We start from the raw sequence: 25,016 nt of genomic DNA on the forward strand, positions 1-25,016 counted from the left end.
TTGTAGATATGATCACTCATAAATCCAATATACACTTTTTCAAAGTGTTTTGAAAAACCATCCGTTTTTCAAACTTTTCCTTTGAACCCCGCAGCAAGCTGCGAGGAATTCTTTAGATTAAACAAGCGACATACTTTAACGTTTTTTTCTTTATATTATTTCGCTACATTTAATTTATAAGGATAAAATTTCAATACATTTGCTTTACTATAAATAATAGATTCTAGCAAATGAAAAATACAGCTTTATCATCAACACACGAAGCGCTTGGAGCTAAAATGGTGCCTTTTGCAGGTTACAATATGCCTGTGCAATACGATGGTGTAAATATTGAACATGAAACCGTTAGAAACGCTGTTGGAGTTTTTGATGTGTCTCACATGGGTGAGTTTTTAATAGAAGGCAAACATGCATTAGATTTAATTCAAAAAGTAAGCAGTAACGATGCCAGCAAGCTAACTAATGGTAAAGCACAATACAGCTGTTTACCAAACGATAATGGTGGTATTGTTGATGATTTAATTATTTACAAAGTAAAAGAAAACACTTATTTATTAGTTGTTAATGCGAGTAATATTGAAAAAGATTGGAATTGGATTACATCTAAAAATAATGTTGGAGCAACCATGCGAGATTTAAGCGAAGACTACTCGTTATTAGCTATTCAAGGACCAAAAGCTATCGAAGCAATGCAATCTCTTACAAGTCATAATTTAACAGCTATTAAATTCTATAATTTTGTTGTTGGTGATTTTGCTGGTATTGAACATGTTATCATTTCTGCTACTGGATATACTGGAAGTGGTGGATTTGAAATCTACTGTAAAAACTCTGAGGTTAAACAAGTTTGGGATAAAGTACTTGAGGCTGGAGCAGATTTTGGCATAAAACCCATTGGCTTAGCAGCTCGTGATACACTGCGCTTAGAAATGGGTTATTGTCTTTACGGAAATGATATTGATGATACTACATCACCCATAGAAGCTGGTTTAGGATGGATTACAAAATTCACCAAAGATTTTACTAATTCTGAAGCATTGAAGGCCGAAAAAGAACGTGGTGCAGAACGCAAACTTATAGCTTTTAAATTAGATGACCGTGGTATTCCCCGCCAAGGCTACGATATTGTTGATGGCAATGGAAAAAAAATTGGCAATGTAACATCTGGAACCATGTCTCCAAGCTTAGGCACAGGCATAGGTTTGGGTTACGTTCCAACTGTTTTTTCAGATGTAAATAGCAAAATTAATATTCAAATACGTAAAAAAGTAATTCCTGCAACCGTTGTAAAGCCTCCATTTTATAAGGGTTAATTGTTTGTTTATCAATGTTTTAAATGAAGAGGAAGGCGACAGAAAGCAAACATAGAATTTTAATTTTAGGCGCAAGTGGATTCTTAGGCGGAGCTATTTATAAAGAACTCTGCTCCTATTTTAAAACCTTTGGCACTTATAATATTGCAAACAAAAATTTTGAGAAGAACCATCATTTTTTTCAATATAATATTGAAGAAGATGATATTTACGAAATTCTAGATATTGTAAAACCAACCATAATTATTTCTGCGCTTCGTGGCGATTTTTCAAAACAAGTTTTAGTGCATCAGCATCTTACAGAATACGTGTTTCAAAATAAAATAAAACTCATATTTCTATCATCAGCAAATGTTTTTGATGCCTACAGCAAATACCCTAGTTACGAAACCGATAAAACCTATAGTACTAGTATTTATGGGCATTTCAAAATTAAAATTGAGAACATGCTCTTACGATTACCTAAAAAGCAAGTTGTGATTTTACGGTTGCCCATGGTATTTGGAAATCAATCACCTCGAGTTGTTGAAATACTTAAACATATAAAAGAAAAAAAACCTATTGAGGTATTCCCAAATTTAATAATTAATGCAACCACAGATACTAAAGTTACACAACAAATACATTATATAATTAACAGGAATAAATCTGGTATATTTCATTTAGGAAGTAGTGATTTGGTACATCATGATGATTTTGTGAAAGAAATAATAAAAACACTAAACAACCAAAAACCGATATTTAAACAAGTTTACACAACTAACAACGACAGATACTTAGCTGTATTGCCAAAATATAACTTACTACCTAAAAATTTGCAATTACAAAGCCAGGACATAATAAGAGAATTAAAAATTTAGTTCGTTTTTAAGCCTAAAAGTTATTATATTAAACTGCTACTAAATATGATTTATTATGAATAAACTATCAGAAGACGATATAGAAAAAAAACTATTGCGTTTCCCAGATTGGGAATACTATGACAACGCTATTCATGCAGAATTTGAATTTGAAAATTTTAAAGATTGCTTTAGTGCTATGAGTAGAATAGCTTTTGAGTGTGAGGCATTGAATCATCACCCAAATTGGAGCAACGTTTACAATGTACTTACTATTTCATTATCAACTCACGAGACTAATGGCGTAACTAATAAAGATTTTAAATTAGCTGATGCCATTGAGCATATTGTTGAACCAGACGAATAGCAAAAAACTATTTTTTAAATAGTTCGCGATCAATTAAAAATTAAAACTAACAACTATTATTTCTGCTCGAAGATTTTTTTAAATTTGTGAGTGTTACACTAAGCTTATCAAAGTGAACAAAAAACTTTTGAATCTTAAATTATAAATACACTATGGGAAGAGCTTTTGAGTTTAGAAAAGCAAGAAAAATGAAACGTTGGTCTGCTATGAGCAAAGCTTTTACACGTATTGGTAAAGACATTGTTATGGCAGTAAAAGAAGGTGGTCCAGATCCAGATAGTAATTCTCGTTTGCGTGCTGTAATACAAAACGCAAAGGCTGTAAATATGCCTAAAGACAATATTGAGCGTGCTATAAAACGGGCTAGTGATAAAAACCAAGGCGATTACAAAGAGGTGGTTTTTGAGGGTTATGCACCACACGGTATTGCTATTTTAGTAGAAACTGCAACTGACAATAACACACGAACCGTTGCCAATGTACGCAGCTATTTTAATAAATGCGATGGCAGTTTAGGAACATCGGGGTCGGTGGTGTTTATGTTTGATCACACCTGTAACTTCAGAATTAACGCTGAAGGATTAGATCCTGAAGAAATAGAGTTAGAATTTATAGATTTTGGTGCCGAAGAAGTTTTTGTAGATGACGATGGCATTTTAATTTATGCGCCTTTTGAGAGTTTTGGAGCTATACAAGCTGAATTAGAAAATAGAGGTATTGAAATTTTATCTTCTGGTTTTGAGCGTATTCCGCAAGTAACAAAATCACTAACTCCAGAACAAGCTGAAGATGTGGAAAAGTTATTAGAAAAGCTTGAAGAAGATGATGATGTACAAAATGTATATCATACTATGGAAGAAACAGAATAATAAAACTTAATATTAATAAATATTAAAAAAGAGGACATTGCTCCTTTTTTTTGTAAATTAATTGACTAATCATTAATACGATAAAATTATGAAATCATTTAAAGTATTAGTCATATTGTTTTTGATATCATTTTCAAACGCACAATCAAATGAAGTACTTGCTTTTATAAATTCTTTGAATGAAAATCAACTTAAAAAAACTGCTTTATCTTTTGATGATTTAAGTAGAGAAACATGGCATTTTCTACCAGCAACTATGTATAAAAGACATGGCATTGCTTTGTATGATTTAGATGAAACTCAAAAAACATATGCATTTAATTTACTAAAACATCATTTAAGCAATGTAGGATATTTAAAAGCAAAAAAAATAATTGAGCTTGAACGCTATCTTGGAGAGCTGTCTGGAGACAAAGTATTTAGAGATCCTGAAAAATACTATATCGCTATCTACGGAAATCCAAAAATAGATACTTTATGGTCTTGGTCTTTTGAGGGACATCACATCTCCTTAAATTTTACCATTTCGAATGAAAAAATTTCTGCTTCGCCAAGATTTATGGGAACAAATCCTGCAGAGATAAAGGAAGGTACTCAAAAAGGAGAGCGGGTATTACAAAAAGAAGAAGATTTAGCTTTTGAGTTAATGAATTCAATGGATGAAGAGCAAAAAAGTAAAGCCATATTTAATTCAATTGCCTTTCCTGACATATTGACTTTTAACAAATCTAAAGTTGAACCATTAGAAAATGAAGGTATAAAGGCTAAAAATCTAAACGAAGAACAAAAAGCAATCTTAACTGAATTAATTAAAGAGTACTTGTTAACCATACCTAAGGAATTAGCCAAAGAACGCTATAGAGCTATTAGAATATCTGAATTTGATGATATCCAATTTGCTTGGGCTGGATCTACAAATAAATCAAAAGGCTATTACTACAGAATTCAAGGTGATACATTTTTAATTGAATTTGATAATACTCAAAATAATGCAAACCACGTTCATACCGTATGGCGAGATTTTAATGATGATTTCGGGCGCAATTTAATTAAAGAACATTACCAAAATGCTAGTCACCATAAAAAGCATTAGGTTTTCTAAATTATACTAAGCAAGTCTCCGCCTAAGTATTCTTAACATAAATCAACTTAAATCGTGTGTTACTTTGGTCGCGTTGTTCAAGTCGAAAATGGGTTTCTAAAGATTTAAATAATGGAGTTAATTTTTCAAAACCAAAATTTCTAGAATCAAAATTAGGTTGTTTTTTTAGTATTAACGACCCAACATCACCAAGAAAAGCCCAGCCATCATCATCTGCAGCATCAGCAACCGAATTTTTAAGAAGTCTTATAACTTTTGGGGTAATATTGTATAGATTTTCTTTTTTCTTCTTTCCAGTTTTATCATCTTTATCAGAATCGGTTTTAAGAATTTCTAAATAAATAAATTTATCGCAAGCTACTATAAACGGATTTGGCGTTTTTTTCTCTCCCATGCCGTAAACAACAATTCCTGCTTCTCGCAAGCGAGTTGCCAGTTTTGTGAAATCGCTATCTGATGACACCAAGCAAAATCCGTTAACTTTCTCGGTATATAAAATATCCATCGCATCTATAATCATAGCAGAATCAGTAGCATTTTTACCCGTAGTGTAGCCATATTGTTGTATGGGAGTTATTGCATTTTCAAGCAGGATATTTTTCCATTTTGATAAATGGGGCTTAGTCCAGTCACCATAAATTCGTTTAATTGTTGGTGTACCGTATTTAGTTATTTCTTCCATCATTTCAGAAATATACTTTGATGGAATATTGTCGCCGTCAATTAATACGGCAATTTTAGTGTCTTTTATCATATTTTATAAAGGTAATGAAATATCATAATAATGTCTCCCTATATACTCTATGAATAATTTGATAATCAAATAATTCTCTTATCATGTTTTAACATTTTATAAAGAAATAACTATTCCATTCTTTTTACTTTTAACAAGACTAACTTTTAAATAATAACTCGGAAGGTATATACTTTTTAAACATTTAATTTATGAAACACCAAAAACTTAGTGCTTTAAAATTTTTAAGCGTTGTCTTTTTGATGACGCTTTTTCTTACTCCACTAAATGCTGAAGCGCAAAAAAAGAAGCGTGGAAAGAAAAAAGACCAAGTAGAAGCACCAGCTAAACCAGCTCCAAAAAAATCTAAAGAAAAGAAAATATCAGACCTTGTAAAATCTAGTAAAAAAATTGAAGGATTATTTACTATGTATCAAGATACTGTTACAGGCTCGTTACAAATGTTAATTTCTGAAGATCAAATTGATAAAGAATTTATTCACTTTAACCAAGTTGCAGATGGCGTTTTAGAAGCCGGAAGATTTAGAGGCGCTTATGGAGGTTCTAAAGTGTTTAAAATTGAGAAGTATTTTAATAAAATTGAATTTGTTACACAAAACACTTCATTTTATTTTGATCCAGAAAACCCACTGTCAAAATCTAAAGATGCTAATATTAGTAATGGCATCATGGAAAGTGTTAAAATTGAAGCTCAAGATGAAAATAAAGGATTGTATTTAATTAAGGCTGATGGTTTGTTTTTAAGTGAAACATTCTCTCAAATAAAACCACCAAGATCCCCAGGGCAATCACCTATGGCTTTCAAACTAGGTAATTTAAGTAAAACTAAAACAAAAGTAAATTCAATAAGAAATTACGATAAAAACACTAACCTAGTGGTAGAGTATGTATACTCCTCGCCATCTGTTTTAAATAGAGGCTCAAATGCGGTTACTGATGGAAGAAACGTAAGTATTAAAGTGCTTCATAGTTTAATTGAAATGCCTGATAATGATTATGAAATTAGATATGATGACCCTAGAGTTGGTTATTTTACTACGCAGGTAACCGATCAAACATCAACTAGTGCAACACCATATCGCGATTTAGTACACCGTTGGAATTTAAAAAAGAAAGATCCAAACGCAGCTATATCTGAGCCTGTTAAACCTATTACTTGGTGGATTGAAAATACAACGCCAATGGAATGGCGAAAAACAATTAAAAATGCTGTTTTACAATGGAATGTAGCATTTGAAAAAGCAGGCTTTAAAAATGCTATGGTTGTAAAAACACAGCCGGATGACGCCGATTGGGATGCTGGAGATATTCGTTATAATGTTTTACGTTGGACATCTTCTCCTCGACCTCCTTTTGGTGGATATGGTCCAAGTTTTGTTAACCCAAAAACTGGACAAATATTAGGTGCAGATGTTATGCTAGAGTTTGTTCATTTTAGTGGACGTGTATTGGTAGGTAAAGTTTTTGATGCAGACATTAATGAAGAAGCATTTGATTTTAGTAATGAAAATCAAATGAGATGTTCTGCTGGTTATCTTATGGCAAAAAACACGTTATTTGGTCAAGCTGTAGTTAGAGCTTTTGAAGATTCTGATTTAGAACTTGAAAAGATATTACATGACAATATGATGCGTTTAATAATGCATGAAGTAGGACATACTCTAGGACTAAACCATAATATGAGAGGAAGTCAATTATTTTCACCTGAAGAACTATCTAATCCAGAGTTAATTAAAGGAAAATCACTATCAACTTCGGTTATGGAATATCCTGCGATAAATATCACTAGAGATCGCAGTAAACAAGGAATTTATTACGATAACGCTGTTGGTCCTTATGACGAATGGGCAATAGAATTTGGTTATAAAGATTTTTCATCTGAAGCTGAAAAGCAAGAACTTTTAAATAAATCGGCGCAACCAAAATTAGCATTTGGAAATGATGCAGATGATATGCGTTCATCAAATAGAGGTATTGACCCTAGAGTAAATATTTACGATTTATCAAATGATGCTATTGGTTATGCAATTGACAGAATTCATCTTGTGAATGAAACTATGGAAAATATAAAAACCAAATTAGTAACCGAAGGGAAATCATATCAAGAACTAACAAGAGCTTATGGTATTTTGCAACGTGAATATAGAAATTCTGGAACAACGATGTCTAGATATATTGGAGGGGTTTATGTTGACCGTACCATGGCAGGTCAAGAAGGTGGAACGCAACCTTATACTCCGGTTAGTTTAGAAGACCAAAAAAGAGCAATGAATGGATTAAGGAAATACATCTTTTCTCCCAATGCCTTTGAAGCTCCTAAAGGGCTATATAATTATCTTGCTAGACAACGTAGAGGATTTAATTTAGGTGCTGGTCCAGAAGACCCTAAAATTCACAATTTAGTATTATCCTCGCAACAATCTGTATTAAATCACTTACTACATCCAAATACATTGCAAAGAATAACAGATTCTGAATTGTATGGTAATAAATACAAGTTATCTACAGTAATGAATGATTTGAATAATGCTATATTTAGAGCAGATATTTATGGCAACGTAAATTCATTTAGACAAAATTTACAATTAGAGTATACCAACAAGCTAATTGAAATGCTAATAGGAAAAAGTAGTAGCAGGTATATAAATAATGCAAAATCTATGGCATTATATAATTTAAAAAAGATACGTACTATGGCTTCTCCTTCTGGTAATATTGCCTCTATAGCACATAAACAACATTTAAGAACGCTAATAGATAACGCATTAAAAGAAGTTAAATAGTAAAAAAACTTTAAATATTTAGCAAGGCTGTCTTAAAAGTCATTGTAACTTAATTTGTCAAGTTGAGATTGTCAAAACTAATTTTGATTAATAGTGTTTTAAAGTATTTCGACAGGATCAATATGACATAAAATTCAATTATAAATCATCGAAAATTACAACTAAATCATTATAATTTGTCATATGTTTTTGTGTCTTGTAGTATGGCGTATTCATTAGATTTCAGACAACAAGTATTCAAAGTAAAGCAGAAAGAGCAACTAACTTTTCAAGAGTTAAGTTATAGGTTTGGTATTCCAATTAAAACACTATTTAGGTGGCAACAACACATAGAACCTAAAACTAATCGTATTAAGCCTTCTACAAAGATTGATATGGAAGTTTTAAGAGAAGATATTCAGAACTATCCAGATTGTTATCAGTATGAGCGAGCAAAAATTTTTGGTGTAAGTCAAAGTGCTATTTTTTATGCGTTACAAAGACTAGTAGATTTTGAGTTATTCAATGTCTGTTTGTTCGATACCTATGCTAATTCTGAAAACATATAGCCATTAGCAGAAGTATAAATCATAGATTTTTATTTTCTTCCCACAAATAAAAATCTATTTTTTAATGCGTTTATTGTTTGAAATAGGGTTCACTCCATACTTATCAAATAAATATACCAAAGCAGTCATAGTAGCTGCTCCTAATTCTAACTCTCTTTTATTAACGTGCTCAAAGGTATCATTTGCCGCATGATGGTGATCGAAATACCGTTGAGAATCTGGACGTAATCCTGCCAACACATTGGTTTTGTTTTTTAACGGACCAACATCAGCTCCACTTGCACCTCTTTCAAAATAGTGAATTAAATACGGTTTAAATAAAGGTTTCCAACTTAAAACTTGATTAAAACTAGCATCATTACAATCAAAACTAAAACCACGAGGTGTAAATCCGCCTGCATCGCTTTCTAAAGCAAACACATGATTTTCACCTTTTTGTTTAGCAACCTCGGCATATTTATTGCCGCCACGCAATCCATTTTCTTCATTCATAAATAGCACCACTCTAATACTACGCTTTGGTTTAATACCAGATGCTTTTAACAACCTTAAAACATCCATAGATTGCACTACGCCTGCTCCATCATCATGAGATCCATCACCCAAATCCCACGAATCTAAATGCCCACCTACTATAATATATTCATTTGGGAATTCGCTTCCAGTAATCTCGCCAACAACATTATAGGATAAAACATCTTTTAGTTGTTTACAGTTTTGTTTAAAATAAAATTTAATCGATTTATCCAATTTTAACATGGAACTTAATAATTCTGCATCGTTTGTACTTATTGCTGCAGATGGGATTCGTTTATTAATTGGTAAATTGCCATAAGTCATACTACCAGTATGTGGTAAATTATCTAACCTTAAATTCATGGAGCGTACAATTACTCCAACTGCACCATATTTTGCTGCTTCAAAAGCACCAGAGTACCTCTGGTTTACACAACCTCCATAAGCCTCGAAAGCACTTATAATATGCGGCTGCATAGGTCTGTTATAAAATACTATTTTGCCTTCTATTTTATCTTTTCCTAAGCTTGCTAGCTCTTCAAAATTTTTAACTTCAACTAAATTTGCTTTTAAACCAAGAGCTTGAGTAGCTACAGCCCCCCCTAAAGCACAAATATTTACTGGTGTAGTTTTTCCTGGTGCAGTTTCTATGTAAGCAAATTCTTTTGCACCACGCACCCATTTTGGCACCATTACTGGTTGTAACCAAACTTTATCTAATCCCAATTTATCTAGTTCTTCTTTAGTGTATTTAACTGCTTTTTCGGCATTTAAAGAACCCGATAACCTACCTCCTATTTGATTTGACAAATGATTTAACCAATCGTAACTTTTACCATTTGTTAAAGATTGGGTGTAAATTTCTCTTATTACTTTTTCGTCTGTTTGTGAGTTAGATGAAATAGATAATAAAATGACTAAAAGAAAAATAAAAAGTCTTAAACGAAACATGTTTTTTTTGTTTAAATATACTATTTATTGAAAGCTGAGCACTAACTTGAAACATAAATTTGTGTTAATTACATGAGGTGAGCGCGTTAAATGTCCCTATAACTATGGGGAGATGCTGCATCCTTTTTTGTGCTTAACAATACTATTTGGTAAAAAACAAAATTAAAATATATAGAAAACACTTGATGAGATACTGAAACAAGTTCAGCACAAGAAAGATATAGCGGAAATATTCATATTCACGATTTCCAAAATTTTAAATGAAACTAATGAGTAAAGCGTGTTAAAGCGCCCAAATACTACTCATTGTTTAGCTGTTTTATGTATTCATCTAGATTTGCCTTTACTTTATCATCTAATTCTGGCTCCTGTATATCGGTATATTTACTTAACGTATCGTACATAATTTTTGCAACAATATATCGCGCCGTAGCTTTATCGTTTGCGGGTATATTATACCAAGGCGCATGCGGTTTTGAAGTTCTGTTTATTGCATCTTCGTAACATTCTTGATATTTATCCCACAAGGCGCGTTCTTTTAAATCGTCTGGGGAAAATTTCCAGTGTTTTTCCTTTTTATTTAACCTGCGAAGCAATCTATTTCTTTGTTCGTCTTTAGAAAGATTTAAATAAAACTTAAATATTATAGTCCCGTTTTCTGCTATATGTTTTTCAAAATTATTGATTTGCTCAAAACGTTTATCCCAAAATTCATCATTAATATCATCAATAGAATTTACAGAAGGAATCTTTTCGTTTAGTATATAATTTGGATGAACGCGAGTTACCAAAACATTTTCGTAATGCGTTCGGTTAAAAATAGCAAACTTACCACGTTCTGGCAGTGCTATATAGTGTCGCCATAAATAGTCATGACCTAACTCTAAATCAGTAGGCACTTTAAAACTATGAGAAATTACACCTCTTGCATTAAAGTTTTTAAAAACTTCGCGTATTAAACTATCTTTTCCTGAGGTATCCATACCTTGTATACAAACTAAAACCGCATATTTATCGTGCGCATACATAGTGTTTTGTAGCTTTCCTAGTTTTTTGCTTACAAACTGTAAAGCCTCTTTTAGGTTTTCTTTTGTGGCATCTAAAGGATAACTAGAAGGTTGCTCGTTTAACTTAATTTTGGAGGTGATTTTAAAATCGTTAACATCAATAGTTTTCAAAATATCTTGTATTTGTTATTGTTTTTTAAATATATAAAAATGATTCCGACTTCATAAAAATTATCGTTAAAATATACTTTAAGCTTCTAGGACCTCATTAATTAATACAAAATCTTGAATAAATCATATGTTTACGTTTTGTTTTTAATATATTCGTCCAACCCACACCATTTAACCCCAAATTTCATGAAATACTATTACTTCATTTTACTTTTAATAACCACGATACACTCAAAAGGACAAACTGCTAACTGCGATGAAGCAAACTCTTATCTTGTAAATGCTTATTCTCATGTTAAAGATGCCTACGATTCTAATAACATAAGCCATTTAAAATATTATGCCAACAGATCGCTAGAGTCTTTTAATCTATCAAAAAAAACATTAAAAAACTGTGGATGCGAAACCGCATTAAACTTAACCAATAAAAGCATGGAGTTTCTAACTAAAGTTGAGCATGCAGAAACTTTTGAAGATGGTCGATTTTTTGTTAAACGCGCTCGCGATTTAAGTAAAGAAAGTGTTATTGAAATTGATAAATGTGCATATAATAATCATTCTGACGAAATTGAAACTAATGAAAACACTGAACTTTCTGAGTTGCAAAACGAGCAATTAGCATTAAATAAACAACAAGAAGCATTAAAAATTAAAGCCACTCAAATAAAAAACAAACTTGCGTTACAAGAAGAGAAAGCGTTAATACTTAAAAAAGAACAACTGGTTGTTTCTTATAAATCCGCTGTTGCTTCAAACATTAAAGCATATAATGATGCTTTAAAAATTTGTGATTGCAATCATGAAACTTTAAAAGACACAAATGCGACAATAGATATAAGTGCTAAAAGTATTGAAGCGATAAAAAGACATTTTACAAATACTCTTAAAACTCTGGCCTCAAACTATTTGTCTGAGCTTATTTTATGTGATAAATAAAATATTAAAAATAAGAGACTACCTTAATTCAATTTGTCAAGTTGAGCTTGTCGAAACTGATTTTGATTATCAGAGTGTTAAAATATTTCGGCAGGTTTAGTGTAAGATAAAATTTACTTTTAAGACCTCTTACTTTTTATTTACTTGCGAACATTTTAACATCAGTTTCACTAACCTTGCTTCCACCAAGTATAATTAGACGTTCAATAACGTTACGAAGTTCTCTAATGTTACCCGTCCAATCATAATCTTGCAGTAGCTTAATAGCTTTATCTGAAAACACTTTTTTAACTGTACCTTGCTCACTAGCAATCTTATCAGAAAAATAATTAATAAGTAAAGGAATATCGTCGCGCCTATCGTTTAAAGCAGGGACTTCAATTAAAATAACTGCCAAACGATGGTATAAATCTTCTCTAAATTTACCTTCTTTTATTTCCTTTTTTAGATTTTTATTGGTAGCTGCAACAACACGTACATTTACCTTAATATCTTTATCGCTACCAACACGTTGAATTCGGCTTTCTTGCAATGCACGTAATACTTTTGCTTGAGCAGATAGACTCATATCTCCTATTTCATCTAAAAAAATAGTACCACCGTTTGCAGCTTCAAATTTCCCCGCACGATCTTTATTAGCACTTGTAAAAGCACCTTTTACATGCCCAAATAATTCGCTTTCTATAAGTTCGCTAGGTATAGCGGCACAATTCACCTCAATCATTGGACCTTTAGAACGTTCACTTTTTTGATGTAGCCAATGCGCTACTAACTCTTTTCCTGTTCCGTTTGGACCTGTAATTAGTACACGTGCATCTGTTGGTGCAACTTTTTCAATTATTTCTTTGATATGAGAAATGGGTTTGCTCTCTCCTATCATCTGGAAATTCTTGCTTACTTTCTTTTTAAGCAATTTATTTTCAACAACAAGCTCTTTTCTGTCTAAAGCATTTCTAACAGTATTTAATAATCTGTTTAAATCTGGTGGTTTGGATATATAATCGAATGCTCCTAAACGCATAGTATTTACGGCTGTATCTAAATCGCCATGACCAGAAATCATTACCATTGGTATTTCTGGTTTTATTTTTTTAACGGCTTCAAGCACTTCTACACCATCCATTTTTGGCATTTTTATATCGCATAAAACCAAATCGAAATCGTCATTTTTAATTTTTTCAATACCAACTAATCCGTCTTCAGCTTCTTCTACTTGGTAGGTATCGCTTTCTTCAGAAAGAATCTTTACTAAAACTCTTCTTATAGCTGCTTCATCTTCTATTATTAATATTTTAGGCATATTATATTATATATTCTTTATTGTTATTGTTTATTTTAATATTAAAAACATACAACATTAATTTCTTATTCTTTTGATTTAATATGTATATCTCTTTGCGGAAATGGAATGCTAACATTGTTTTCTCTAAATAATTTATCTATTTCAAATCGAATATCGCTTTTAGGAAATTGTGCTTTAAAACTATCATTTAAAGTAAATATTATTTTAAAATCCAACGAGCTTTCACCAAAATCTGTAAATACAACTAATGGTCCTGGGCTACTTAATACATCTGGATGAGTGCTAGCAGCTTGAATTAATAGTTTTTTTACCAATTGTACATCGCTACCATAAGCTACACCAACATTAACAGATTCTCTTGTTGTTGAACCATTCTGTGTCCAATTATACAAACTGTTTGTTAAATACAAATGATTTGGAATCACCAACACTTTATTATCAATGGTTACGGCTCTTGTGGTACGCAGTTTAATTTCTTCAACACGTCCCACTTTACCCTCTATTTCAATAATATCACCAACATGAACCGATTGGTCCATCAATATAAAAATACCCGAGATAATATCCTGAAACAATGTTTGCAACGCTAAACCAACACCAATTAATAAGGCAGCGGAAGCAGCAAAAATTGCTGTAACATTTATACCTATTGAATCGAAAACAACAAGCATAACTATTAGATAAATTATCCACCTTACAAAAGAAAAAACCGTAGTAAATTTTGCTTTGTCTTGCTTGGGCATATTTTTGGTAATCAAATACTTAACCCAACGTAACAGATAAGTTGTAGCTGCAATTACCAAAATCACCAATAACACGTACTTCACCTTTAGTACAACATCGTATGCGTTTTCTCCTGTGTCGTATGAAAAGTCTATTAGTCTAAATTCAAGAAAATCAACAAACTTTTCCCATACCGTACTTTCGGTAATTACATCACCTAGCGATTCTGCTTCTTTTTCTATTTTATCTGTTACTTTATCCTGCATTTAATATTTAATCCACTTAATTAATTCTTTATAACTTGGTTTTTTTCCATACATTAAAATACCAACTCTGTAAATTTTTGCTGCAAACCAAACCGTTAGCATAAATGTACCAATTAATATTAGTAAGGACAAAAGTTGTTGCCATAAAGGTACGCCAAAAGGAATGCGCATTAGCATAACTACCGGCGAGGTTAACGGAATAAATGAAAAAACAGTTGACACTGTACCATGCGGATCTTCAATAACTGTAAAAATACCAATATAAACTGCTAAAATTAAAGGCATTAAAATAGGCAGCATAAATTGTTGTGTATCGGTTTCGTTATCTACAGCTGCTCCAATTGCAGCATATAAGGAACTGTACAATAAATAGCCTCCTATAAAAAACAAAACAAAGGCTATAATAAGATTAACAAATGGCATATTCTGTAACGCTATTTTAAAGGATTCAAAATAAAAACTCATATCAGATCCACCATTTGTAGCAGCGTCAATTAATTCTTGCTGAGGGATTGAAGAATCGAATAAACTAATACCTAAAACGAGTGAAACAATAGTCATTAAAAGCCCTCCAAAAACTAACCAAATTATAAACTGTGTGATACCTGCTAACGATGTCCCAATAATTTTACCTAACATTAACTGAACTGGTTTTACAGATGAAATGATAACCTCAATAATTCTGCTGGTTTTTTCCTCAATAACGCTACGCATAATCATATTGCCATAAATAATAATAAACATAAATAGTAAATATCCTGCTGCAAGTCCAAAAATAAGTTTTATAATACTATCTATTTTAGATGTTTTTTCTCCTTCAAAACTTTCTTGTCCCAAATTCACACTTATTTTTGAAGCTTTAATCATCTCAACATCTACGCCTTTTTTCTGAAGCTTTAAATTGGTTAGTTTCTTTTCTATTTTTGATTCTAATCCAGAAATTAAAGACAGTGATGGAGATTCTTCTGAATAAAATTTTATATGTTTTGCTAATTTATTAAAATCATCAAATTTTTCAATATGTAGCAGACCGTAATTAGATGTTTCTTTAACTATGGTTTTAGCATCGCTTAAAGACATATTTTCTAAAATATGATAGGTTGTGTTTTCAGTATTCTTAAAAACATCTTTCACTATTTCTGATTCATCTAAAACAGAAATAACACGTGTTTTATTATTGTTTAACTGCGACAAATATGCTACAACCGAAATAAGTACTATCATAATAATAGGACTTAAAATAGTCATAATTATAAACGATTTATTTTTAACTTTTGTTAAATATTCGCGCTTTATTATAAGTGGTAAATGATTCATTAAATAAATAATTTTAATTCTAAAATTCTATATTTTAGATTCCCGAATTCTCGGGAATGACAATTTCAACGGTGACTCTGAGGTTTTACCTCAGAGCGTTTTTTTTCGATTAATTATTCTTTACAGTTTGAATAAAAATATCGTTAACACTTGGTATTAATTCTACAAAATGAGACACCTCGCCTTTTGTAGTTAAATACGATAGAAATTCGTTTGGTTTATCGCCACTATTAAGCTTTATATTCAATTTCAATTCGTTGTCTAAAGTTTTGAAATTGGCTTTAGACACACTAAATTTTTCTGATAATTCTTGATCCAAATTATCATTATTAGTAGTTTTAATACCAACCTCGTAAGTATTAGTTTTATACCGACGTTTAACATCAACTAATTTACCGTCTAATATTTTATTGGATTTATGAATTAAAGCAATATCATCACATAATTCTTCAACAGATTCCATACGATGTGTAGAAAAAATAATGGTTGCTCCATTATCTCTTAAACGCAAAATTTCATCTTTAATTAAATTCGCATTTATAGGATCGAAACCTGAAAAAGGTTCATCAAAAATCAATAATTTAGGCTCATGTAATACGGTTACAACAAACTGTATTTTTTGTGCCATTCCTTTAGAAAGTTCCTGAATTTTTTTGTTCCACCAATCGCCTACTTCTAAACGTTCAAACCAATATTTTAATCGACTTTTTGCTTCAGTTTTACTTAAACCTTTTAATTGCGCTAAATACAGTGCTTGCTCACCAACCTTCATCGACTTATACAAACCACGTTCTTCTGGCAAATAGCCAATATCCCGTATATGATCTTGATTAAGCAATTCGCCATCTAAATAAACTGTGCCTTTATCAGGCATCGTTATTTGATTAATAATTCTTATTAAAGTAGTTTTACCAGCACCATTTGGGCCCAACAAACCAAAAATACTGCCCTTAGGTACTTCAATAGAAATATTGTTTAATGCTTTAAAACTTCCAAAATTTTTAGAGACCGAATCCGTCACTAAGATATTATTCATTTAAAAAAAATTAGTATTTAAAATAAGTGTTGTAAATATATTAAATGTTACAGAGTAACTTAGAGAAGACTGTTAAACTTTTTTAAATCAGGTAAAAAATAGATTATGAGACCCTGTTCTGCAACAGGGTTAGTTCGATTTGCTATTTTTTATGGGTCGCTTTGCGACTTAAAAAAATAGTATCTCACTAAAAACAAAACCCACCCTTAATAAAATTAAGGATGGGAAAAAAATTGCTATGAAAAAGAAAAATTATCACTAAAGTTAATTAGTGATAGATCAAATATAGTTTTTTTTTTGGAATTAAAGCCAAAACTATAAGAGAACTTTAAATTTTTCTTTAACTAAGAAAACATATCTTTTACCTTTTCAAAAAATGATTTATCCGAACTTTCTGGCTTAGGCAAAAAATGTTCATCATCTCTCATACTTTCAAAAAATTCTTTTTGTTGTTTGTTTAATGTTTTAGGCGTCCACACGTTTACATGCACTAAAAGATCGCCTTTTCCGTATCCATTAATACTCGGGATTCCTTTTCCGCGTAAGCGTAAAATTTTACCAGACTGTACACCAGCTTCAACTTTAATACGTACTTTTCCTGTAACAGTATCAATTTCTTTTGATGTGCCTAAAACCGCATCTGGATAACTTACATATAAATCGTAATGTAAATTATCGCCTTCGCGTTGCAATGTTGGATGATCTAACTCTTCAATAGCTACTAACAAATCACCAGAAATACCATTTCCTGGAGCATCGTTTCCTTTTCCAGAAACTTTAAGTTGCATGCCATCAACAACACCTGCTGGTATTTTTATTGATACGGTTTCTTCTGCAACTTTTAGTCCTTGAGCATCGGCATCAGCTGGTTTTTTATTAATGGTTTGTCCTGCTCCACCACAAACATTACAAGGGGCAGAAGACTGCATTCTACCTAAAATAGTATTTGTAATTCGAGTAACTTGACCACTACCATTACAAGTAGAACAGGTTTTGTAAGTTGTTCCGGGTGCTTGCTTTTTACGTTTTACTTTAATTTTTTTCTCTACACCATTTGCTATTTCTTCAAGCGTTAGTTTTACGCGAATACGAAGATTGCTACCTTTTACTCTGCGTTGACCACCACCGCCGCCAAAACCGGAGAATCCGCCGCCACTAAAAGCGCCACCAAAAATATCTCCGAACTGACTAAATATATCATCCATATTCATGCCGCCACCGCCAAAACCGCCGCCGCCATTTTCAAAGGCTTGATGACCAAATTGGTCGTAACGCGCTTTCTTATCGGCATCGCTTAATACCTCGTAAGCTTCGGCTGCTTCTTTAAACTTTGCTTCAGCGTCTTTGTCGTCTGGATTTTTATCAGGGTGAAACTCAATAGCTTTTTTGCGATATGCCTTTTTAATTTCGGCAGCACTAGCACTTTTGCTTACTCCTAATATGTCGTAATAATCTCTTTTAGCCATAGTTTTGTTTTATTGCCCAATAACAACTTTAGGAAAACGAATTATTTTGTCTCCCAGTTTATATCCTTTTTCTACAACATCAATAATTTTTCCTTTTAAATCATCAGTTGGTGCTGGTATTTGTGTTATTGCTTCGTGGTTGTCTGCATTAAAATCTTCGCCTTTATTAATTACAATTGCTGTTAAACCCTTTTGCTCTAATGTTTTTATTAGTTTTTGATAAATTAACAAAACTCCTTTACGCAATTCTTCGGCTTCTTTATCTTCTTCAATGTGCGTTAAAGCACGTTCAAAATCATCAAGAACTGGCAATAAAGTAAGCATTACATCTTCACTTGCAGTTGCAAATAATTCAATACGCTCTTTAGAGGTTCTTCTTTTATAATTTTCAAATTCAGCAAATAACCTTAAAAACTTATCCTTTTCTTGCTTTACTTCGTCTTTAAGTTTTTCTTCAATAGTTTGTTCTTCAACATCAACAGTTTCGGTTTGTATGTTTTCCGCCTGTTCCTTTTCTATATTTTTTTTATCTTTTTTAGACATTGTCGTTTTAAATTTATCAACTTACAATTTTGAATTGGCAAAAGTACTGCCATTATTATAAAAATGTCAAAATGTCACAATATATTTTTAATGTTTTTTTTACAAAAAACGGAGCAAATCATGTATTTTTGTGACTTAACACTAAAAAACACAAAGACATGAAAAAAAGAATTGTAGCAATATTTACTATTGCGACCTTAGTTATAAGTGCAACTGGATGTAAAGACAAAGCTAAAGAAGCTGACACGAAAGCACCTGAAGAAGCAGCAACTACAAAGGCTTCGGCAGAAAAATATACTGCTAATGTAAGCGAATCTACCATTGCGTGGAAAGGTTTTAAACCAACAGGAACACATAACGGAACCATTAGTATTGAAAATGGGGTTTTAAATATGGTTGATGGTAAAATTAATAGTGGTACGTTTTTAATTGATATGAACTCTATTGAAGTTTTAGATATGCCTAAAGAAAACGAATACAACGCAAAGCTTACTGGACACTTAAAAAGTGCTGATTTTTTTGATGTTGAAAAACACCCAAGTGCCGCTTTTGAAATTACTGGTTTAAGTGAAGCTGAAGGAAAAACTATGCTATCTGGAAACTTAACACTTAAAGAAACAAAAAACAATGTTACTTTTCCTGTAACGGTTACTAACACTGATGGTACAGTAATTTTAACTAGTGAAACATTTACTATTGATCGTTCTAAATGGAATGTAAAATATGGTTCTAAATCGTTTTTTGATGATTTGGGAGACAAGTTTATTAACGATGATATTGAACTTAAAATTACAGTAAAGGCTACAAAGTATTAAGTAATAAAAATTATCTAACTACATGACAAAAATTTAGTCAAGTTTGTATTATTTAGCTTTACAGGATAAGAGTACAGGTGCCATGTAATCCAGTCCATTTTTGAATATGCTTTTAGCCATTCTTCCATGTTTTTTATTTTGATAGGCTTTAGTTGATGCAAATATATGCCAACTTTGTAGCACCACACAAAAGCCAGCATTACAAGCAAAACTAATTTTTAAATACGCTTTATGTCTTGTAAACGTGTGTTTTAAAGCTATGAAAACCACTGGTTTTTATAGCTTTAAAACACATTTCTATCTGCCATCGCTCTTTATACTGCTGCATAGCTTTATCTGGTTTGTTAAATAACACAATAATAAAAAAATCTTGTTTGCCATTTTTAGGCCGTAGCTTACAACCAGACAGATAACAAAGCTACCATTAATGCAACTATTTTAGGATAGCACATAAACTCTTACACCTTGTATGTATTAAACAAATGCCACGCTTTAATGGTTTTGTTCTTATGGAGCAGTTCTACTTTAAAATTATTTCGAACTCGTATGTAATACTTGATTTGATTTTTGTTCAAAAACTCCAACCATGTATCATCAACAAACTCTCTATCTGCCACAATAGATTTTATGATGTCTTTGCCAAAGAGGTGTATAAAACGATTCACTAAATTTATAGGCTCTTGACTATTAGAATTACCGCGTTTATTTAGCATGGTAAATAATAAAGGAAAGGCAACACCTTTATAAACTACACTCATCATAAAGATATTAATATTTGCCTGTCCAAACTTCTGGTTGATTCTGTCAATACTTAGTATTAATTGTTCTTTCTTGGCAGTAAATTAAAAATAAGTCGTGCAATAATAGCTGCATCTAAACTATAATCAGCGATAAATCTTTGGATACGTCTTAATGACGATTTACTATCAACAGAACTCTCAAAGGTATTAGCCAATTTTTTAAAAGTAACGGTTTGTACCTTGCAAAGCGCAATAATGAAGTGTGATATGAGCTTTATCTTTGCTAAATTGATTTTACCTTTAAAATGTGAGCTTAAAACTGAATTTAATTCTTTACTTTTAGCGGAAGCATTGGTTTTCTTCATTAGAAAAATAGGTAGTATTATTTTTATAATATGCTTAAAATCAATGTTTTAATCTAATAATTTAGCGCTTAATTTATTGATATTCAATGAATTATAATATAACTTATAAAACAGATTGCATTTAAATATCTTTAACCCATGATTAAAGTTAAACTAAGCCCTCTTAAACATAAAAGTGTCAATCAAATTGCTATTAAATTTAACTATAATGAAAAGGTTAGATTACATCTAAAAAAGTTATCAGATGTTAAATGGAGTAAAACTCATAAAACATTTTATATTAAATATTCTTCGGAAAACAAAAAAAGAATCTATGATCACCTTAGAGATATCAATTGTTTTATCGATTATAATGATTTTAAAACTAATAGAGTTATTTCAAATTCCATTACCAATATTTTGCTACCAAAGCTTAAACAAAATCAAAATAAAGACATACAAAAATTTAAAAAATGGTTGCAACAAAAAAGATTAAGTGAAAATACCGTAAACACCTATGTTGAAGTCACGGTATTCTTTATAAGGTATGCAAGTTTGAAAAATACGTCTAATTATTCTAAAAGACTAATTGAATCTTTTAATTATGATTTTATTGTCAAGCCAAACAAATCCATTTCATACCAAAATCAATGTATTAATGGTATTAAAAAATATCTTGAATATATTGGTATAGAAGTAGATAAATTAGAATTAAAGAGACCTAGAAAAGAAAAGAAACTACCTGTTGTTTTAAGTGTTGAAGAAATAAAACAAATTTTTGATGAAACTCATAACCTCAAACATAAAACATTATTAAGTCTTATCTACTCAGCTGGTTTAAGAGTTGGAGAAGCTATTTCTCTAAAAATAAAAGACATAGATAGCAAAAGAATGCTTATACATATAAAAGGTGCTAAAGGCAAAAAAGATAGATATACATTGTTGTCTGATTCTTTTTTGCATTTATTAAGGAACTATTATAAACAATATAAACCAACTGAATATTTGTTTGAGGGTCAAAAAAGCAAACAATATAGTAGTGCCAGTGCTCAAAAAATATTAAAAAATGCCGTAGATAAAATTGGTCTTAAAAAGCGTATTACATTACATACTCTTCGGCATAGTTTTGCTACTCATTTATTAGAAAATGGCACAGACATAAGGTATATTCAGGAATTATTGGGCCATAGTAGTCCTAAAACGACTATGATTTACACACATGTTTCTGAAACTAGTATAAGAAAAATTAAAAATCCTTTTGATAATCTATAAATCATTATTATCTTTATTTAATAAGAATTTTCTATCAATTTAATATGGAGACTAAAAAGAGTAAATATAGCTGTAACTTCCGTATAGCCCTCTATTTTGGACAAATAAAAAGATAAAAGCTCTTTATATAAACAAGTTGGCAAACATATAAAACCGAAAACCAGATTGAACAAAAAACCTGGAATAAAAATTTTAATTGCATTACCAATTTTGTTTTTGGTATTTCTCTTCCTTTTAGACAGACCATGGGATAATCCCAGTATGGGAGAAATTTATTTGGAAAAATATCAAAATCAAAAAGTCGGAATTGTTGAGAAAACGGAACTCTGGAAAGGTTGCGTACTTTATATAGAATTTGAAAACCCAGATAGAAAATACATCTCTTTTAAAAAAGATACGGCTTCAATTTCTATTGGAAACGATTGTGAAATTAATGAACAAATACACCGAAAGGATTACTTTCAAAAACTGCCAAAAAGCAATAAATGCTTTATTATCAGAAATGACAGTGTAATGTTATTTGATTGTAATACTAATTTGGATTTTATCATTGAAAAATTCAAAATTCCAATATCTGAAATCAATGGTTGGAACTTGGATAACAATTATGAATGGTTTAAAATGCCATATCCTCTAATTGAAAAATATTTACAAAATGAATATTACGAAAAACACAAAACCGATAAATAAAAAATACGTTTGCCAACAATGGCTATAAGTAATTGCTTGTTCTCGCCTACTTCTGAAAATCCTCGCGGATTTTCAGTTTGGTGTGTACTTGCAAAGTTAATCGCTAAACCACGCAACTACTCATAGCCGAGACCGTTGTGCTTAATACCAAAATGAATCAATTGACTTAATAATGAAAGCAATACACTTAACGATTATACTTGCATTCTTTTCAATTCCTGTTTTTGGGCAGAAAAACTTTTCTAAAAAAGATGTTACTGAAGATTTAGATTACTTACGAAAATCTCTAGAAGAAGCACATTACAATTTATATGCTTACGTCACAAAAAAGTCCTTTGATGAGAATTTTGAAAAGGTAAAATCTTCAATAAAAAAAGACAGCCTTTCCCTTCTTGAAACTACATCCTTATTTCAAACTGTTATTTCAAAGGCTAATAATGGACATACTGAAATTTGGTTCCCTAGTTCATCTTATGCCGAATATGCCTATTCAGGTGGAACAATTTTTCCATTAGAAATCGCAATTGAAGATGGTAAAGCACTTATACGAAAGAACTGGTCAAATAAAGATTCTTTAGAAATTGGCACTGAAATTTTAAGTATTAATAATCAATCTGTTAAAGAGATACTAGTGAAGATGTATCCATTAATTTCGGCCGAAAGGCAGAATTTTAAAAATGCAAAACTAGAATTAATAACTTTCCCAAGACTTTATTGGCAAGTTTTTGGGGAACAACAAGACTTTATAATTGAGACAAAAAAAAATGGTACAATAACTAAACACTATTTAAAACCAATAGATATTCTTGAAGATTATGAATATAAGAGAAATGATATTCCATTTGGGAAAAGAGAATTACAGTTCATAAATCAGTCTGCCTATTTAATACCAGGTGATTTAAGCGGTGACATAGAAAAATACAAACGATTTATCGATTCATCCTTTGTAGAAATAAAAAAGAAGAGTCTTCCAAATCTTATTATTGACCTTAGAAACAATCTTGGTGGAGATGAGCCTTTTGGTAATTATTTGGTGTCATACATTGCCAACCAACCTTTCCTTTGGACTTCTGAGTTAACCATAAAAACAAGCGCAATCTTGAAAGCTCACGTAAAAGAGAATTATGACATTTCCAAGCCATATTGGAAAAAGGTAATGGAAAACAAAGATGGGAGTATTTATACATATGAGTACGAACCGCAACAGCCTCAACCCAAAGAAAAAAGATTTAACGGTATTGTTTACGTTCTAGTTAATAGGCAAAGTCATTCCCAATCAGCAGTAACAGCATCACAAATCCAAGATTATAATTTTGCAACTATTGTGGGTGAGGAAACAGGTGATTTTCCAAGTTTGTATGCTTCACAATATGCATATAACTTACCTAAAACAGGTATTGAAGTAAAACTTTCCAAAGGCTACATTGTACGTGTAAACGGAAGTAAAAAAGCTGAAGGTGTTATTCCTGACATATACATAAAAGACCATCTATTAGATGAAAATGATGAAATATTAGATGGTTTATTGAAAATGATAGAGAATAAGTACTAAGCACAACATTGTATAAAAATAATAGCGGTTTAATCGCTTAAACGAAATGAGAGTTATAAATCAAACAATAGTAATAACAAAATGGTAAGTGCATAAAAATCCGCTACTATTCTTATACTAAACGTTAGGCACAAGCTGAGGAACTTGGGTAAAAAACTAAAATAAGTGCATAAACTAAAACTATCGGAATTACAAAATGAATAAAAACAGAATAACAGCGGTATTGATAATTGTCGCCATTTGTGTTTTGTATTATTTTTTTAACTACAAACCAAAAAGAGAGTTAATTGATTTTGGTGTTTCTACTAATGCTAAAATCATAAATTATTCCTATGGTAGTCAAGGTAAAAATTGGGTTACTTATAAATACTCTGTTGATGGAATTGAATATGAAGGACAGGAGGCTGTTTCTTCTTTTAAATGCGATGAGGAAAATAATAATAAAAAAGGATGTGTTGGAATGACATTCAAAGTAGTTTATTCCAAAAGAAAGCCCGAAATAAGTGAGATTAATTTAAGAAAATATAATAAATACAAACTGACCAAACTATAAGGTTTTGACTAAAAAATTAAAAGCCAGTGCCCAACATTGTATAAAAATAATGCTAATTTTAATGCTTAAACAAAAGTTAGTGCGTATTTGGTCACTCTGATTTTCCTGCGGAAAATCCTCGGACACAAAACCGCACTATTCTTATACGTAACCGTTGCCAGTAATTTGAACTCACTCAAATCTGAATAAATATGACATTGAATAGCATAATGGAATTCTATGATGATTTATTTCAATACC

Annotated in this window: 24 protein-coding genes; 13 read left to right on the plus strand and 11 right to left on the minus strand. The window is 31.2% G+C overall.

The annotated features are described in order from the left end of the window. The first annotated feature begins 230 nt into the window (after positions 1-230). The 5 genes from gcvT (at position 231) to L3X37_RS14535 (ending at position 4,481) form a co-directional block, all read left to right on the plus strand. Positions 231-1,313, plus strand: a complete 1,083-nt coding sequence (gcvT, locus tag L3X37_RS14515) for a glycine cleavage system aminomethyltransferase GcvT (protein ID WP_237240889.1) — start codon at positions 231-233, stop codon at positions 1,311-1,313. 23 nt (positions 1,314-1,336) lie between these two features. Then, on the plus strand, positions 1,337-2,173 hold the full coding sequence (locus L3X37_RS14520) for a sugar nucleotide-binding protein (protein WP_237240890.1): 837 nt from the start codon (positions 1,337-1,339) through the stop codon (positions 2,171-2,173). A gap of 55 nt (positions 2,174-2,228) precedes the next feature. Continuing rightward, positions 2,229-2,519, plus strand: a complete 291-nt coding sequence (locus L3X37_RS14525; protein ID WP_237240891.1) for a 4a-hydroxytetrahydrobiopterin dehydratase — start codon at positions 2,229-2,231, stop codon at positions 2,517-2,519. 152 nt (positions 2,520-2,671) lie between these two features. After that, positions 2,672-3,388, plus strand: coding sequence for a YebC/PmpR family DNA-binding transcriptional regulator (locus tag L3X37_RS14530; protein ID WP_237240892.1), 717 nt, complete (start codon positions 2,672-2,674; stop codon positions 3,386-3,388). A gap of 88 nt (positions 3,389-3,476) precedes the next feature. Continuing rightward, positions 3,477-4,481, plus strand: a complete 1,005-nt coding sequence (locus tag L3X37_RS14535) for a DUF3500 domain-containing protein (protein WP_237240893.1) — start codon at positions 3,477-3,479, stop codon at positions 4,479-4,481. A 31-nt stretch (positions 4,482-4,512) separates the two neighbouring features. On the opposite strand, the gene L3X37_RS14540 is transcribed toward L3X37_RS14535, so the two are convergent. Then, complete coding sequence (locus tag L3X37_RS14540) at positions 4,513-5,244, minus strand: NYN domain-containing protein (protein WP_237240894.1); 732 nt, start codon at positions 5,242-5,244, stop codon at positions 4,513-4,515. A 191-nt stretch (positions 5,245-5,435) separates the two neighbouring features. On the opposite strand from L3X37_RS14540, the gene L3X37_RS14545 reads away from it, so the two are divergent. Both L3X37_RS14545 and L3X37_RS14550 read left to right on the plus strand, forming a co-directional pair. After that, positions 5,436-8,027, plus strand: coding sequence for a zinc-dependent metalloprotease (locus L3X37_RS14545; RefSeq protein WP_237240895.1), 2,592 nt, complete (start codon positions 5,436-5,438; stop codon positions 8,025-8,027). Positions 8,028-8,203: 176 nt separating this feature from the next. Beyond that, a complete protein-coding gene (locus L3X37_RS14550) occupies positions 8,204-8,575 on the plus strand; it encodes an IS630 transposase-related protein (protein WP_237240896.1) in 372 nt (123 codons plus the stop codon). Between the two features lie 54 nt (positions 8,576-8,629). Here the strand turns inward: L3X37_RS14550 and L3X37_RS14555 are convergent, their stop codons facing one another. Both L3X37_RS14555 and L3X37_RS14560 read right to left on the minus strand, forming a co-directional pair. After that, positions 8,630-10,042 (minus strand): M20/M25/M40 family metallo-hydrolase, encoded by a 1,413-nt coding sequence (locus L3X37_RS14555; RefSeq protein WP_237240897.1) that lies wholly within the window; start codon positions 10,040-10,042, stop codon positions 8,630-8,632. Between the two features lie 299 nt (positions 10,043-10,341). Next, positions 10,342-11,220 carry a PPK2 family polyphosphate kinase gene (locus tag L3X37_RS14560; RefSeq protein ID WP_237240898.1) on the minus strand — a complete coding sequence of 293 codons (879 nt, stop codon included), beginning with the start codon at positions 11,218-11,220 and terminating at the stop codon, positions 10,342-10,344. Positions 11,221-11,406: 186 nt separating this feature from the next. Between L3X37_RS14560 and L3X37_RS14565 the strand changes: the two genes are divergently transcribed. After that, positions 11,407-12,156: a hypothetical protein gene (locus L3X37_RS14565; protein ID WP_237240899.1), complete on the plus strand. Its 750-nt coding sequence runs from the start codon at positions 11,407-11,409 to the stop codon at positions 12,154-12,156. Between the two features lie 136 nt (positions 12,157-12,292). Here the strand turns inward: L3X37_RS14565 and L3X37_RS14570 are convergent, their stop codons facing one another. The 6 genes from L3X37_RS14570 to L3X37_RS14595 all read right to left on the minus strand — a co-directional run bounded on the left by L3X37_RS14570 (position 12,293) and on the right by L3X37_RS14595 (position 18,810). After that, positions 12,293-13,456 carry a sigma-54-dependent transcriptional regulator gene (locus tag L3X37_RS14570; RefSeq protein WP_237240900.1) on the minus strand — a complete coding sequence of 388 codons (1,164 nt, stop codon included), beginning with the start codon at positions 13,454-13,456 and terminating at the stop codon, positions 12,293-12,295. Between the two features lie 65 nt (positions 13,457-13,521). Next, positions 13,522-14,448 (minus strand): mechanosensitive ion channel family protein, encoded by a 927-nt coding sequence (locus L3X37_RS14575; RefSeq protein WP_237240901.1) that lies wholly within the window; start codon positions 14,446-14,448, stop codon positions 13,522-13,524. Further along, positions 14,449-15,765 carry an ABC transporter permease gene (locus tag L3X37_RS14580; protein WP_237240902.1) on the minus strand — a complete coding sequence of 439 codons (1,317 nt, stop codon included), beginning with the start codon at positions 15,763-15,765 and terminating at the stop codon, positions 14,449-14,451. 109 nt (positions 15,766-15,874) lie between these two features. Further along, entirely contained in the window at positions 15,875-16,801 is a 927-nt protein-coding gene (locus tag L3X37_RS14585) for an ABC transporter ATP-binding protein (RefSeq protein WP_237240903.1), read from the minus strand. 344 nt (positions 16,802-17,145) lie between these two features. Beyond that, on the minus strand, positions 17,146-18,267 hold the full coding sequence (dnaJ, locus tag L3X37_RS14590; protein ID WP_237240904.1) for a molecular chaperone DnaJ: 1,122 nt from the start codon (positions 18,265-18,267) through the stop codon (positions 17,146-17,148). Positions 18,268-18,276: 9 nt separating this feature from the next. Continuing rightward, on the minus strand, positions 18,277-18,810 hold the full coding sequence (locus L3X37_RS14595) for a nucleotide exchange factor GrpE (protein ID WP_237240905.1): 534 nt from the start codon (positions 18,808-18,810) through the stop codon (positions 18,277-18,279). A 158-nt stretch (positions 18,811-18,968) separates the two neighbouring features. On the opposite strand from L3X37_RS14595, the gene L3X37_RS14600 reads away from it, so the two are divergent. Continuing rightward, positions 18,969-19,625 carry a YceI family protein gene (locus L3X37_RS14600; RefSeq protein WP_237240906.1) on the plus strand — a complete coding sequence of 219 codons (657 nt, stop codon included), beginning with the start codon at positions 18,969-18,971 and terminating at the stop codon, positions 19,623-19,625. A gap of 458 nt (positions 19,626-20,083) precedes the next feature. Here L3X37_RS14600 and L3X37_RS14605 read toward each other — a convergent pair whose 3' ends face one another. Continuing rightward, positions 20,084-20,386 carry a transposase gene (locus L3X37_RS14605; protein ID WP_237240907.1) on the minus strand — a complete coding sequence of 101 codons (303 nt, stop codon included), beginning with the start codon at positions 20,384-20,386 and terminating at the stop codon, positions 20,084-20,086. 56 nt (positions 20,387-20,442) lie between these two features. Continuing rightward, a complete protein-coding gene (locus L3X37_RS14610) occupies positions 20,443-20,730 on the minus strand; it encodes a hypothetical protein (protein WP_237240908.1) in 288 nt (95 codons plus the stop codon). 138 nt (positions 20,731-20,868) lie between these two features. Between L3X37_RS14610 and L3X37_RS14615 the strand changes: the two genes are divergently transcribed. From L3X37_RS14615 to L3X37_RS14630, 4 genes are all read left to right on the plus strand, one after another. Beyond that, positions 20,869-21,981 carry a tyrosine-type recombinase/integrase gene (locus tag L3X37_RS14615; RefSeq protein WP_237240909.1) on the plus strand — a complete coding sequence of 371 codons (1,113 nt, stop codon included), beginning with the start codon at positions 20,869-20,871 and terminating at the stop codon, positions 21,979-21,981. A 165-nt stretch (positions 21,982-22,146) separates the two neighbouring features. Further along, positions 22,147-22,671: a hypothetical protein gene (locus L3X37_RS14620; RefSeq protein WP_237240910.1), complete on the plus strand. Its 525-nt coding sequence runs from the start codon at positions 22,147-22,149 to the stop codon at positions 22,669-22,671. 172 nt (positions 22,672-22,843) lie between these two features. Next, on the plus strand, positions 22,844-24,223 hold the full coding sequence (locus L3X37_RS14625; protein WP_237240911.1) for a S41 family peptidase: 1,380 nt from the start codon (positions 22,844-22,846) through the stop codon (positions 24,221-24,223). A gap of 196 nt (positions 24,224-24,419) precedes the next feature. Then, positions 24,420-24,776 carry a hypothetical protein gene (locus L3X37_RS14630; RefSeq protein ID WP_237240912.1) on the plus strand — a complete coding sequence of 119 codons (357 nt, stop codon included), beginning with the start codon at positions 24,420-24,422 and terminating at the stop codon, positions 24,774-24,776. Positions 24,777-25,016 lie beyond the last annotated feature (240 nt).

The organism is Wocania arenilitoris (genome assembly GCF_021728535.1).
GTDB lineage: Bacteria > Bacteroidota > Bacteroidia > Flavobacteriales > Flavobacteriaceae > Wocania_A > Wocania_A arenilitoris.